Here is a 13755-nt window from a genome sequence, read left to right on the forward strand (position 1 = left end):
CGGATCGATCCGTGGGGCCGGGGCGGGGTCCCGCCGTATCGGAGTCGGCCGTCGTCTCCCGACCGGCTCGTAAACTTCAACCCCGCGCCCCGCCCGGCGGGCCGGTAGGAGAGGATGGGTGACCACCAGGATCGGCATTCCGACAGGAGACGAACCGCCATGCGCACTGCCGCCGTCGTCGGCACCGGACTGATCGGCACCTCCGCCGCTCTCGCGCTCACCTGTCGCGGTTTCAGCGTGTACCTGGAGGATGCCGATCCGGATGCCGCCCGCACCGCAGCCTCGCTCGGCGCGGGCAGCACCGAGGCGCCCGAGGGGCCGGTGGACCTGGCGATCATCGCGGTGCCGCCCGCCCTGGTGGGCCCGGTGCTCGCCGACTGCCAGCGTCGCGGGCTGGCCCGCTGGTACACGGACGTGGCGAGCGTGAAGTCGGGGCCGGGTGCCGCCGTCACCGCGCTCGGCTGCGACACCACCCACTACATCGGCGGCCACCCGATGGCCGGCCGGGAGGTCTCCGGCCCGCTGGGAGCCCGTGCGGACCTCTTCGAGGGCCGGCCGTGGGTGCTCACGCCCACACCGGACACCGACACGGACACCCTGAACGCGGCCCTGGAACTGGTCTCGCTCTGCGGTGCGATGCCGATCGTGATGGACGCCCCCGCGCACGACCGTGCCGTCGCGCTGGTCTCGCACGCCCCCCAGCTGTTCTCCTCGCTGGTCGCGGCCCGGCTGGAGCACGCCGACGAGACCGCCGTCCGCCTCTCCGGTCAGGGCGTCCGGGACGTGACCCGGATCGCCGCGTCCAACCCCGCGCTCTGGGTGGACATCCTCTCCGCCAATGCGGGCGTGGTCGCCGACGTCCTGGAGGACCTCGCCGCGGACCTCGGCGAGACCGTCACCGCGCTGCGCGCCCTGGAGGCCGCCGACGAGGGCGAGCGCCGGAGCGGTGCGGCCGGGATCGAGGCCGTGATGCGGCGCGGCAACACGGGCCAGTCCCGGATTCCCGGTAAGCACGGCGCCCCGCCCACCCGGTACGAGACGGTCGCGGTCGTCCTCGGCGACCAGCCCGGCGAGCTCGGCCGCCTGTTCGGCGAGGTCGGCGCGCTCGGGGTCAACATCGAGGACGTGATAATCGAACACTCCAGCGGCCAGCAGGTCGGCTTCGTGCAGCTCTCCGTCGCCCCGTCCGCGGTGAAGCGGCTCATCACCGTGCTGCGCGAGCAGGGGTGGAGCGTACGGGACTGAGCGGGTCCTGCCGGAGCGTGCGGGGCGAGCGGGTGCGGGACCGGGCGGGTGCGGCCGGGGTGTGCGGGACCGAGGGGGCGGGTCGGAGCACACGGACCGGGCGCGGCGGTCGGGCCCTCCCGTGCGTTCGTGTGCGTTCGCGCCGGGGCCGATTTGCCGGGCCGGGGGAGGTCCGGCTGCCCCGGATGGGTGAACCCGGCGATTCGACTACCCTTGTGAGGTCACCCCGAGGCTGCAGAGAGAGGTTCGCCCCGTGGAAACTGCCGACCGAGCGTCCGCCCCGGTCGTCGTCGCCATCGACGGACCCTCCGGCTCCGGCAAGTCGACCGTCTCCCGTGCGGTCGCCGCCCGGCTCGGCCTGAGCTTCCTGGACACCGGTGCGATGTACCGCGCGATGACCTGGTGGATGCTGACCAACGACGTCGACGTCGAGGACGCCGACGCGGTGGCCGTCGCCTGCGGCAAGCCGGTGATCGTCTCCGGTACGGACGCGGCGGGCCCGACCATCACGGTCGACGGCCAGGACGTCTCCGGACCGATCCGTGGCCCCGAGGTGACCTCGCAGGTCAGCGCCGTCGCCGCGGTCCCGCAGGTGCGGGCCAGGCTGGTGGAGCTGCAGCGCGGCTGCGCCGAGGTCGCCGTGCGCGGCATCGTCGCCGAGGGCCGCGACATGGGCACCGTGGTGTTCCCGGCCGCCACCGTCAAGGTCTTCCTGACCGCCTCGCAGACCGCCCGTGCCGAGCGCCGCGCCGCCGAGCTGCGGGCGAAGGGCGTGGACGAGGCGACCATCACCGCGATGGCCGCCGACCTCGCCCGCCGGGACGCCGCCGACTCCTCCCGGGAGACGGACCCGTTGACCCAGGCACCGGACGCCGTCCTGGTCGACACCAGCGACCTCACCCTGGAGCAGGTGATCGACCGGATCGCCGGCCTGGTCCAGGAACGTTCCGGCTGCGTCGCGGCCTGACGAACACCGGCCCGGGGCCTGGCCCGGGGAACGCACGGGGAGTGCTCGGCGCCGGGGAGCGTCCGAGCCGGACGAGTACTCGAACCCGACCGGCGCTCGCGTCCGACCGGGACCTGAAACCTCTCTGCGAGGGTCTGTGGCCACCTGACGGCCTGAGAGCCCGAGGGCCTGAGAACCCGAGAGTCTGAGAATCCGACGGCCTGAGAACCCGAGGGCCTGAGAAAAGAAATCTGCGGACGCCCGCTACGAGGGCGTCACGCACCGCGCTGCCCCTCCGGGGGGCAGGTACGCACGGCACGTCCCTGGGAAGGGCCGGTGCCGGGAAACGGAAACACGAAGATGAGCAACGAGACCGCTCACGGCTCGCACGGCGAGCTCGACGCGTCCGAGTACGCGGAGTTCATGGCGCTGGCCGCCGAGGAGGGCTTCGACAGCGACGAGATCGACGCGGAGCTCGACGGCGCCGGCCACGGCCCGCTGCCGGTGCTGGCCGTGGTCGGCCGGCCCAACGTCGGCAAGTCGACTCTGGTGAACCGCATCATCGGCCGCCGCGAGGCCGTGGTCGAGGACCGCCCGGGCGTCACCCGCGACCGCGTCACCTACGAGGCCGCCTGGAACGGCCGCCGCTTCAAGCTGGTCGACACCGGTGGCTGGGAGGTCGACGTTCTCGGCATCGACGCCGCCGTGGCCGCCCAGGCCGAGTACGGCATCGAGACCGCCGACGCGGTGCTCTTCGTCGTGGACGCCACCGTCGGGGCCACCGACACCGACGAGGCCCTGATCAAGATCATCCGCAAGGCCGGCAAGCCCGTCGTGCTCTGCGCCAACAAGGTCGACGGTCCCTCCACCGAGGCCGAGGCCGCCTACCTCTGGTCGCTCGGCCTCGGCGAGCCCTACCCGGTCTCGGCACTCCACGGCCGTGGCTCCGGCGACCTGCTCGACGCCGTGATGGACGCTCTCCCCGAGGCCCCGCCGCAGACCTTCGGCGAGGGCGTCGTCGGGGGCCCGCGCCGGGTGGCTCTGATCGGCCGGCCCAACGTCGGCAAGTCCAGCCTGCTCAACAAGGTCGCCGGCGAGGAGCGCGTGGTCGTCAACGAGCTGGCCGGCACCACCCGTGACCCGGTCGACGAGATGATCGAACTCGGCGGCAAGACCTGGAAGTTCGTGGACACCGCCGGTATCCGCCGCCGGGTCCACCTGACCGCCGGTGCCGACTTCTACGCCTCGCTGCGCACCGCCTCCGCACTGGAGAAGGCCGAGGTCGCGGTCGTCCTGGTCGACGCCAGCGAGACCCTCGCCGAGCAGGACACCCGGATCATTTCGATGGCCGTCGAGGCTGGGCGCGCCGTCGTCATCGCCTACAACAAGTGGGACCAGATCGACGAGGAGCGCCGCTACTACCTGGAGCGGGAGATCGAGCGCGATCTCGTCCAGGTCCGCTGGGCGCCCCGGGTCAACGTCTCGGCGAAGACCGGCCGCCACATGGAGAAGCTGGTCCCGGCGATCGAGACCGCGCTGGAGGGCTGGGAGACCCGCATCCCGACCGCCAGGCTGAACGCCTTCCTCGGCGAGCTGGTGGCCGCCCACCCGCACCCGATCCGGGGCGGCAAGCAGCCGCGCATCCTGTTCGGCACCCAGGCCGGTACCCGGCCGCCGCGCTTCGTGCTCTTCGCCTCCGGCTTCCTGGAGGCGGGCTACCGCCGGTTCGTCGAGCGTCGCCTGCGCGAGGAGTTCGGCTTCGTCGGCACGCCGATCTCGATCTCCGTCCGGGTGCGTGAGAAGCGCCGCAAGAAGTAGGCAGTCGCAGTCGGTCGTGAGTCGCCGGTGATCCGGTGGCGAGGAGACGACCGGCGACGAGGCCGTAGGCCGAAGGCCGGGTTCCCCGTCGGGGCCCGGCCTTCGGCAGTTCGTGGGGTGGTTCGCGGGAGCGGGTGGGACCGGACGGACCGGACGGGGCGAGTGGGGCGAGTGGGGCGAGTGGGACCGGACGGGGCGTCAGCCCTGTCCGGGGACCCGGCCAGGGGGCAGCGAGAGCATGCCGCGGTGGCGCCCGCTGACTCCGCCGGCCTCTCCGGGGGCGAGGCTGGTGCCGGGGGCGGCGGGCTGGGCGGGAGAGAGGTAGCCCGAGGCCACCCAGCCCTGACCGCTGGACGCCTGGGCCGCCCCCGCGTACTGGCCGCTGCCCGAGGGCTGGCCGGTGCCGGGATGGCCGTTGGCGGGTTGGCCCGTGCCTGGATGGCCGTTGGCGGGTTGGCCGGTGGCGTGGTGTCCAGCGCCGTGCTGGCCCGGCCCGTGCTGGCCGGTGGCGTGCTGGCCCGACCCGAACTGGCCGGTCGCGGTCATGAACTGGCCGGCGCTGAACTGACCGGACGTCACCTGCCCCGGCGTGAACGGTCCGGTCGCGAGGTACCCCGTCCCGTACTGCCCGCCGCCGCTCTGCTGGCTCGGCATGAACTGCGGCGTGCCCTGCGCGTGCCCCGGGTAGGTGTCGAACGTCTGGTGCTGCGGAGGGTAGGCGGTCAGCTCGGCCCGGACGCCGTACGACTCACCGCGGGTGCCGTACGAGTCACCGGGCGGGAGCGCCTCGCGGACCGGGTGGGCGTCCCGGCCGAAGTACCCGTCCCGGACCGCGAAGCCGGTGAAGCGCATGTCCTCCTCACCGGTCCGGTCACCGGGGAGGGCCCGGAACAGCCGTCGGTACTCCGAGTACAGCGCGTCGTAGATCGGGGTCGGCGAGGAGGGGTGTTCCGCGTCGTACGACGGGCGCATGCCCGGGATGGAGCGCGTGGTGGTGGACGGGCGATGGGCGGCGGCGACGTCGTAGCTGTACACGTAGGGGCCAACGAGTGAGGCGGCCGGGGGATGCGGGGCCGGGCCGGGCGGCCTGCACCTCGCCGAGCGGCCTGTGCCGTGCCGGGTGTCCGCCGAGTGTCCACCGGGTCTCCGGTGGGTCGTCGGACGGGTGGTCGGACGGGTTGCCCGGTGCGTCACCCGGTTGGCCGCCGTGTCCGCCGCCGCGCCCTGCTGTCGTGCTCCGAAGGCGGTGCAGGAGGCTCGCCCGGTCGGAGGCTCCGGCTCCGGCGCGGGTCTCCGGCGCGGGTCCCCGGCCGATTGATCCGGTCAGTCCGGGCGGTCTGGTCGGTCTGGTCGGTCCTCCCGGTCCGAGCTGCTGCTCCGGCCCGCCGACTTGGTGCCGGAGGGCCGGAGCAGGGGAGTGGCGCAGGGTTCGGCGCAGGGGTTTTGCGGGCGTCGGTCAGGTCCCGGCGAGCGGCAGGATGGCACCGACCAGCAGGCCCTTGGCGGCGGCGCGGTCGAGCGCCAGGCGCAGCAGGTCCTCGCGCGGCTGGCGGCCGATGGTGCCGGCCGGGACCGCGTACATCGTCACGGACGCTTGACGGCCGGCGGCCAGCCGCCAGGCGTCGGTGACCTGGAGCGGCTGGTGCGCCTGCCACCAGGCGGAGCTACCGCCGGTCGCGGAGGGCTGCAGGATCGCGTGCAGCTTGCCCATGGCCATCAGCACCGACCAGCCGGGCAGTGGCGAATCGGGGGCCTTGTCGACGTTCGAGACCTCCTGGAAGTGGTGGTCGGTGAGCAGCGAGAGGAACTCGTCCTCCCCGGTGACGTTGCCGGGCCTGCCGACCGGCCCGGTCGGCTCGACCACCAGCGCGGCGTGCCCGGTGTCCCCGCACAGCACCAGCCCGCAGGTGATCCCGAGGACGGCGGGCTGTCCGGCGGCGGGCGGAGCGGACTGCTCGGCCTGGTCGGCGGCCTCCAGGTCGGCTCCGACTCCGGCGCCGATCCCGGACCCGGGCAGGCCGGCGGCCGCCGGTGCGCTGCCCTGGGCCTGGCTGATGCTGCGTACGGCACCGAGTAGTTGCTCCTCGGAGACCGGTACGACCTGTGAGGGGATGCAGCGGGCGTGGGCGAAGGCGAGTACTGCTGTCTCGTCACCGACGAACAGCACGGTGCTGGTGGCCTCCTGGGAGGAGTCGCCGGGGGTGCGGCACGAGGTGCAGTCGTAGGTGTCGGGTGCGTGCGCACCGGCGAGCAGGCGGTCTGCCTCGTCGTCGCCGATCTCGGCTCGGACCTCGTCGCTGACAGCGAGCATGCGCGGCAAGAGGGACTCCTCGGTTCGTCAGGTGATGGCGGCCGGGCGCGCCCGACCGCCATTACCAACGGGCCGTTGTGTCAAGGGTCACGGGTGGACGCGACAGCGACGGGAATTGCCGCGAATCCGACTGCGACGTGCGAACGCCTGATTGCGATGTGTCGACAACGTGCCCGAGTTCACAGGGCACAAATTGTGGGACGGATCATATCGGTGGGGGGTTTGACCTTGGAATGCGTCGCCGAAATGGACATTTCGCCCGGTTTGCATGATCTTTACCGTCGGTAACGCCGGGCTGAGCTGGGACTACTCCCTGCTGTTTGGGGACCGTCATGGTTACTCGTAGTTTCTTGGCCAGTGCAACGAGCACTACCCGGGTTCACCCTCGCGGAGCGAAGGCGCCCACCAGTGCGACCGTCGGCAGGCGGGCACGGGTGCGGAGGGTGGCCGGGGCGGCGCGGCACGTCGGACACGTGCACGGCCGCCTTGCGGACGCGGCGAGCGGATCGGCCCCCAGGGCCTGGTTCCGCATGCCCGCCCGGGGCTGTCGAGAGGACTCTCATGGCTTTCCGTAACGAGACCGCCGCTGCCACCACCACCGTCACCAGGCGCAACTGCGTCCGGGTGGCCGTCCTGGGCGGCGCGGTCGCCGTCCTCCCGGTGGCCGGCCTCGTCACGGCCACGACGGCTTCGGCCGCCTCGGTCTCCACCTGGGACAAGGTCGCCCAGTGCGAGAGCACCGGCAACTGGAGCATCAACACCGGCAACGGCTTGTACGGCGGCCTCCAGTTCACCTCCTCCACCTGGGCCGCCTTCGGTGGCACCCAGTACGCCGCGCAGGCCAACCAGGCGACCAAGGACCAGCAGATCGCCGTCGCCGAGAAGGTCCTCGCCTCGCAGGGCCCCGGCGCCTGGCCGGTCTGCTCGGTCAAGGCCGGCCTCACCAAGGGCGGTGCCGCTCCCCAGGTCGACACCGCTGCCCGGACCGGTGCCTCGAAGGCCGCTCCGAAGTCGGTCGAGCAGCCGGTCGAGCAGAAGCGTGCCGAGCACCGGGTCGACCGCAAGGCCGACAGCGCCGCGCAGGCTCCGGCCTCGAAGGGCGACGGTGCGAAGAACAGCGGTGTGAAGGGCAGCGGCGTGAAGGGCAGCGGCGCCACCTACACCGTGAAGTCCGGCGACACCCTGAGCTCCATCGCCGCTGAAAAGGGCCTCGACTGGAAGGCCCTGTACAGCGACAACTCTGGTGTCGTGGGCGGCGACCCGAACCTGATCCTCCCGGGCCAGGTCCTCTCCGTCTGACCGTGGACGCGCTCCGCGTCCGAGGCCGGCCGTCCCCCTTCGACGGGGGCGGCCGGCCTCGCCGCGTCGATGGTGACCGCGGTGACAGGTCACGTCGTGGCGGCCGCCGCAACGTCCGTCACCCCCGGCGCAGTTCGCCCATGGCGACCTTGGTGCCGAGCTCGACGGCGAGCTTCAACCCGGCCTGCGGGTAGTGCCGTTCCAGCGCGGCCTGTGCCGCCGCCGCGTTCTCGGCCTGACCGATCTCGGTCTCGAAGGTCCGCAGGTACTCCCGGGTGTACCCGATCGCGGAGGCGTCGGCGGGCGCGCCGGCTCTGCGGTGTCCGGCCGCGACGAAGGATGGGTTCAGTGCCTCCATCCCGTCCAACAGGTCGATCCAGGCCCCGCGTTGCGCCTGGGTGGGGGTGTCGGCGGTCCAGGCGTGCAGCCCCTGGAACAGCAGTACGCCGCCGAGGACGGCCCGCTGCCGGTGCTCCCACAGGTAGTGCCGGTCCGGCAGGTGGAAGTCCGCGCCGCGCAGTTCCAGCCGGTGGCCCTCGAACTCGACGGCGTCGCCCGGCAGCGGCTCCGGCAGGACCAGGCGGGTCGACAGCTCCGGGCCGAGCCGTGCCCAGCTCTCCAGCTCGGCCGGGTACGTCTCCTTGATGTGTTCCACGACCGCCGCCGCGGCGAGGAACCTGGCCTCGGGGAACGCGTCCTGGATCACCTCGGCGCCGAAGTAGAAGTCCGGGTCGCCGTGGCTGACGAAGACCGTGGTCAGCCGTTTGCCCGAGGCCCTGACCTCGTCCACCAGCCGGCGTCCGTCGGAGAGCGTGAAGCCCGCATCCACCAGGAGTGCCTCGCGTGGCCCGGTGACCAGGACGGCGGTCTTGTCGAGGGAGGCCTCGGGCAGGTCGATGATCTTGAAATCCAGGGTCTTCATGCGGGCTCCTCGGCCGGGCTCCTCGGCTGGCGTACTCCCAGCTCAGCCCTGGACCCGTCGCGCTGCACCCGCAACCGGTCAGGTGTGCGCCGAACGGCTGAAACCACCGTGTGGGGTGGTGAGGCTGCGGGGCGGGTCGTGGGACGGGCTGCGGGGTGGGCCGGGGGCGGGCTGCGGGGCCTGGCGCTGAGACTGGACGGTCCCGGGCGGGGGAGTCCGGGGCGCTCTGCCCGGCGGGTGCAGGGCTCTTCGAACGGGCGTCCAGAGGCTTCGGCCGTCCAGGGGCTTCGGCGGGGCCGGCTGCTGCGAGGATGGGGGCATGGACGGCGAAACGTTCCCCCGGTTCCCGACCGAGCCGCTGCTTCCGACCGAACCGCTGTTCCCCGCCGGGCAACTGCTCCCCGCCGAGCCGCGCCGACGCGCCGAACCGGCACCGGGCGCCGTCCACCTGCCCGACTGGCTCGACGCCGCCGAGCAGCGCGAACTGGTCGAGGCCTGCCGCGCCTGGGCCCGCCCGCCGGCCGGGATGCGTACCGTCCGGATGCCCCGCGGCGGCGTCATGTCGGTGCGGATGCTCAGCCTCGGCTGGCACTGGTACCCGTACGGCTACGCCCGCACCGTGGTGGACGGCGACGGCGCACCGGTCAAGGCGTTCCCGCCGGAATTGGGCGAGCTGGCCGTCCGCGCCCTCGCCGAGGCGTACGGCCCGCAGCTGCCGGGGATCACCGGTGCCGTCGGCTACCGGCCCGACATCGGGGTGGTGAACCACTACCCGCACGGCGCGAAAATGGGCCTTCACCGCGACCGCGAGGAACGGATCGACGCCCCGGTGGTCTCCCTCTCGCTCGGTGACAGCTGCATCTTCCGCCTCGGCAACACCGAGACCCGTACCCGGCCCTGGACCGACCTGGAGCTGCGCAGCGGCGACCTGCTGGTCTTCGGCGGACCGTCGAGGTTCGCCTACCACGGGGTGCTGCGGACCCTCCCGGACACCGCCGACCCGGCGCTCGGACTGGTCGGGCGGCTGAACATCACCGTCCGGCAGTCGGGGCTCTGACGTCCGGCAGCCTGGGCCCCTGGCGGGCCGGACCGCAGGGCGGCCGACGCACGGGCGCGGGCAGCCGGCGTGCTCGGACGGGGATACCGCCGGACGCGTACCCCGCCCGGCGGGAATTCCGACGGGCCGAGCAGACTTCTGGGTAAGCGAAGGCGGCCGTCGGGTGGAGTGTGCCTCGCGAGACCGCCCAGAGAGGAAGCGCACCCATGGAGACCCCCGTCGATCGCCTAGTCGACCTGCTCGACCTGGAACAGATCGAGTTCAACATCTTCCGTGGCCGGAGTCCCGAGGAGGCCCTCCAGCGCACCTTCGGCGGACAGGTCGCAGGGCAGGCCCTGGTCGCGGCGGGGCGCACGGTGGAGGACGCACGCCCGGTGCACTCACTGCACGCCTACTTCCTGAGACCCGGTGTGCCCGGCGTGCCGATCGTCTACCAGGTCGACCGGATCAGGGACGGCCGTTCCTTCACCACCCGGCGCGTCCTGGGCATCCAGCAGGGCCGGAGCATCTTCGCCCTCACCGCCGACTTCCACCAGCCCGAGCTGGGCGGCATCGAGCACCAGGACGCGATGCCCGACGTGCCCGCCCCCGAGGACCTGCCCAGCGCGCTGGACGAGGTCGGCTCCAAGCTCGGCGAACTGCCGCCCTTCATCAGCCGCCGCCAGCCCTTCGACATCCGCTACGTGGAACGCCTGCGCTGGAGCAAGGACGAGCTGGTCGGCGTCGAACCGCGCAGCGGCGTCTGGCTGCGCACCAACGGCGCCCTCCCCGACGACCCGCTGATCCACGTCTGCGCCCTCACCTACGCCAGCGACATGACCCTGCTGGACGCCGTCCGCGCCCCCGTCGAACCGCTCTGGGGCGAACGGAACTTCGACATGGCCTCGCTCGACCACGCGATGTGGTTCCACCGCCCGTTCCGCACCGACGACTGGCTGCTCTACCAGCAGGAATCACCGATCGCGCACGGTGCGCGCGGCCTGGCGCGCGGCCAGATCTACGACCGGAAGGGGCAGTTGGTCGTCTCCGTCATGCAGGAGGGGCTGTTCCGGCCCCTTGCCGGCCGTGGCTGAGATTTTCGGCTCGACCGGTCTGCCGAGCCGGTGCCCTGAGTCGATGCCTTGAGCCGATGCCCTGAACCGCCGTCCTGAACCGCCGCCCTGAATCGTCGCCCTGAACCGCCGTCTTGAACTACCCGGGAGGGTTGAACCGTGACCGCCGCAGAGGAATGGAAGCAATGGACCGAGGGCCGTACCGCCTCGGTGACCGCACCGCACGGCCAGCTCGCCCTCACCGGCACGTACTGGCTGGACCCCGAACCCACCGGGATCCCCGGTCTGCCCGGCCTCTGGTGGGCCTCCGAGGGCCGGGTACGGGTGCGCGCCGAGGCCGATGACGACATCCGGGTCAAGGGCGCGGAGGAGGCGGTCGACGGCGAGGTCGCGCTGCGCCCCGACACCGTGCAGAAGCCCGACCTGGCCGTGCTGGACGAGCGGCTGCTGGTCCCGATCGAGCGCGAGGGCGAGCTGGCGCTGCGGGTCTTCGACCCGGACGCGCCGGCCCGTGCCGCGTTCGCCGGGATCACCGTCTACCCCTACGCGCCGGAGTGGGCCGTACAGGCCGTCTTCACCCCGTTCGAGGCGGACCGGTCGGTGACCGTACCCAACGCCGACGGGCGGGACCGCCCGCTGGCGGTCACCGGGCAGATCGCCTTCAGCCTGGCCGGCGAGCCGCACACCCTCACCGTCAGCCGTGCGGGCGACCGGCTCAGCGGTGTGATCAGCGACGCCACCAGCGGGAGCGAGACGTACCGGTTCCGCTTCATCACCCTGCCCGCACCCGACGAGGACGGACGCACCGTGCTCGACCTCAACCGTGCCCACCTGCCACCGTGCGCCTTCGCCGAGCACTTCATCTGCCCGTTCCCGCCGCCCGGCAACCGGCTGACGATCGCGGTGGAGGCCGGGGAGAAGCAGGTCCTGAGCCGGTAGCCGCCGCCGCGGCGGGCTCTGTACGCCGGGTTGCAACGGTTACCGGTCACTGAGGAACAGCGCGGGCGGGGGAGGCGCGGTGACGGCGGGGCAGCAACAGCAGGGGCGGTGGCGGCGAGGGCCGGGGTGTGGCCGACCATGAGTCTCCGTGTCGACTAATCCTTCCTCGCCCTCGTCCTCACCCTCGTCGTCATCTTCGTCGCCCTCTTCCTCGTCGTCCCCTTCGTTGCGGTCCTCTCCGTCGCCGTCTTCGGACGGCTCGCCGTCGTCACCCTCCTCGCCGCCGTCACCCTCCTCGCCGTCCGCCGGGGAGTCCGGTCCTGCCGACGGCCGTCCGGGGGCAGACCGTCCGGACACGGATCGTCCCGGTGCGGACCGGGCGCGCGGACCGTTGCGGCGACTGCTCAAGGGGGCGTTCGCCGACATCACCCCGCTGCGGGAGATACCGGACTACCGGCGGGTCTGGTTCGGACAGTCCGTCTCGTCGATCGGACAGCAGATGACCGCCGTGGCGGTCTCCGTCCAGGTCTACCAGCTCACCGGCTCCAGCTTCGCGACCGGCCTGGTCGGGCTCTTCGCCCTGGTGCCGCTGGTCGCCTTCGGGCTCTACGGCGGCGCGATCGCCGACACCGTCGACCGCCGACTGCTCGGACTGGTCGGCTCGGGCGGGCTCGCCGTCGTCTCAGCGGTCCTGGCCGCGCAGGCGCTGCTCGGGTCGCACACGGTCGCGGTGCTGTACGCGGCGGTGGCCGTGCAGGCCGCCTTCTTCGCGCTCAGCTCACCCGCCCGCTCCTCGATGATCCCCCGTCTGGTGCCGAGCCGTCAGCTGCCCGCCGCCAACGCCCTCAACACCGTCAGCATGAACCTCGGCTCGACCGTCGGCCCGATGCTCGGCGGCGTCCTGATCGGCGCGTACGGGGCGCAGGCCGCGTACCTGGTGGACACCGTCGCCTTCAGTGCCACGCTGTACGCGATGTGGCGGCTGCCCTCGATGCGGCCCGGCGGCGACGGCGAGCGCAAGCGGCGTGCCTCGGTCCTGGACGGCCTCCGTTTCCTCCGTGAGCAGCCCAACCTGCGCACCAGCTTCCTCGCCGACCTCGCCGCCATGATCTTCGGCCTTCCCAGGGCACTCTTCCCGGCCATCGCGGTGGGCTTCTACGGCGGCGGGCCGGGCACCGTCGGCCTGCTGGTGGCGGCGCCCGCGGTGGGCGCGCTGCTCGGAGCCGCGTTCTCCGGCTGGGTCGGCCGGGTCCGCCGGCACGGCGCCGCCATCATGGCCTCGGTGGCCGCCTGGGGGCTGTCCATCGCTGCCTTCGGCCTGGTCCGCGAGCTGTGGCTCGGGCTGGCGCTGCTGGCCGCCGCGGGCTGCGCCGACACCATCAGCATGATCTTCCGCAACACGATGATGCAGGTCGCCGCCCCCGACGACATGCGCGGCCGTCTCCAGGGCATCTTCATCGTGGTCGTCGCCGGCGGCCCGCGCCTCGGCGACTTCGAGTCCGGCACCGTCGCCTCCCTGACGTCCCCCGCCGTCTCCGTGGTCACCGGCGGCCTCGCCTGCCTCGCCGCCGTCCTCCTCCTCGCCGCCCGCCGCCCCGCCTTCCTCCGCTACGACTCCCACCACCCGACACCCTGACCTGCACCACCCCGCCGACCCCCAGCACGCCGTCGACGGATACCTGGCAGCGAGCACCCCCCGTTGTGCTGTATTGTTTTCCACGTCGCCGGGACACCGGGGACAAGGTCAAGAAGCCGAAGACCGGAAGCCGCAAGGCGAACGGTCGGAAGCATCAGGACCACGGGACGTGGCGCAGCTTGGTAGCGCACTTGACTGGGGGTCAAGGGGTCGCAGGTTCAAATCCTGTCGTCCCGACTGTGAAGTCGCTTGTGAGAGCGGGTACTTGGGAAACCAAGGGCCCGCTCTTGCTGGTTTTCGGGGCTCGTTTTTTGGTCCCGGGTGGTCCCAAAATGGTCCCCAGGTATGGCCGTAGGTTCGTCGGCACTCGTTGCTCCAGTGGCTGGTGTGCGGATTGTTCTTCGATCTCAAGGTGAAGTGCGAGACCTCCTTGTCGTTTTGCTGGAGCGAGGTGTGGTGGCGGCCATTTCCAGCGGGGCAGAGGGGCCGGCCCCGGGGCAAAGTGGGCAAAAGGTTAAAATAAGGGGCAG

11 protein-coding genes and 1 tRNA gene are annotated in these 13755 nt (G+C 72.3%); 9 read left to right on the forward strand and 3 right to left on the reverse strand.

All coding sequences use genetic code 11. The features are described from left to right. Window positions 1-159 precede the first annotated feature (159 nt). The 3 genes from ACFC1R_RS22465 (at window position 160) to der (ending at window position 4009) form a co-directional block, all read left to right on the forward strand. Window positions 160-1245: a prephenate dehydrogenase gene (locus ACFC1R_RS22465; RefSeq protein ID WP_375941237.1), complete on the forward strand. Its 1086-nt coding sequence runs from the start codon at window positions 160-162 to the stop codon at window positions 1243-1245. 253 nt (window positions 1246-1498) lie between these two features. Next, window positions 1499-2212 carry a (d)CMP kinase gene (gene cmk, locus ACFC1R_RS22470; RefSeq protein WP_375941239.1) on the forward strand — a complete coding sequence of 238 codons (714 nt, stop codon included), beginning with the start codon at window positions 1499-1501 and terminating at the stop codon, window positions 2210-2212. 339 nt (window positions 2213-2551) lie between these two features. Next, the gene (gene der, locus ACFC1R_RS22475) at window positions 2552-4009 is read left to right on the forward strand and encodes a ribosome biogenesis GTPase Der (protein ID WP_375941241.1); all 1458 of its coding nucleotides are present in this window, start codon (window positions 2552-2554) and stop codon (window positions 4007-4009) included. A 198-nt stretch (window positions 4010-4207) separates the two neighbouring features. On the opposite strand, the gene ACFC1R_RS22480 is transcribed toward der, so the two are convergent. Next, window positions 4208-5044, reverse strand: coding sequence for a hypothetical protein (locus ACFC1R_RS22480; protein WP_375941242.1), 837 nt, complete (start codon window positions 5042-5044; stop codon window positions 4208-4210). A gap of 421 nt (window positions 5045-5465) precedes the next feature. Next, on the reverse strand, window positions 5466-6329 hold the full coding sequence (locus tag ACFC1R_RS22485) for a hypothetical protein (RefSeq protein WP_375941244.1): 864 nt from the start codon (window positions 6327-6329) through the stop codon (window positions 5466-5468). 552 nt (window positions 6330-6881) lie between these two features. Here ACFC1R_RS22485 and ACFC1R_RS22490 point away from each other — a divergent pair. Beyond that, on the forward strand, window positions 6882-7619 hold the full coding sequence (locus ACFC1R_RS22490; RefSeq protein WP_375941246.1) for a transglycosylase family protein: 738 nt from the start codon (window positions 6882-6884) through the stop codon (window positions 7617-7619). A 118-nt stretch (window positions 7620-7737) separates the two neighbouring features. On the opposite strand, the gene ACFC1R_RS22495 is transcribed toward ACFC1R_RS22490, so the two are convergent. Beyond that, entirely contained in the window at window positions 7738-8541 is an 804-nt protein-coding gene (locus ACFC1R_RS22495) for an MBL fold metallo-hydrolase (RefSeq protein WP_375941248.1), read from the reverse strand. Window positions 8542-8860: 319 nt separating this feature from the next. Here ACFC1R_RS22495 and ACFC1R_RS22500 point away from each other — a divergent pair, with 319 nt between their 5' ends. The 5 genes from ACFC1R_RS22500 (at window position 8861) to ACFC1R_RS22520 (ending at window position 13462) form a co-directional block, all read left to right on the forward strand. Beyond that, window positions 8861-9598 (forward strand): alpha-ketoglutarate-dependent dioxygenase AlkB, encoded by a 738-nt coding sequence (locus tag ACFC1R_RS22500; protein ID WP_375941250.1) that lies wholly within the window; start codon window positions 8861-8863, stop codon window positions 9596-9598. A gap of 206 nt (window positions 9599-9804) precedes the next feature. Beyond that, window positions 9805-10671: an acyl-CoA thioesterase gene (locus ACFC1R_RS22505; RefSeq protein WP_375941252.1), complete on the forward strand. Its 867-nt coding sequence runs from the start codon at window positions 9805-9807 to the stop codon at window positions 10669-10671. 138 nt (window positions 10672-10809) lie between these two features. Further along, a complete protein-coding gene (locus ACFC1R_RS22510) occupies window positions 10810-11589 on the forward strand; it encodes a DUF1684 domain-containing protein (protein WP_375941254.1) in 780 nt (259 codons plus the stop codon). A 391-nt stretch (window positions 11590-11980) separates the two neighbouring features. Next, window positions 11981-13225 (forward strand): MFS transporter, encoded by a 1245-nt coding sequence (locus tag ACFC1R_RS22515; RefSeq protein ID WP_375941256.1) that lies wholly within the window; start codon window positions 11981-11983, stop codon window positions 13223-13225. 163 nt (window positions 13226-13388) lie between these two features. Continuing rightward, window positions 13389-13462, forward strand: a tRNA-Pro gene (locus ACFC1R_RS22520). Window positions 13463-13755: the final 293 nt, after the last annotated feature.

It is taken from the genome of Kitasatospora sp. NPDC056138 (genome assembly GCF_042264695.1).
GTDB lineage: Bacteria > Actinomycetota > Actinomycetes > Streptomycetales > Streptomycetaceae > Kitasatospora.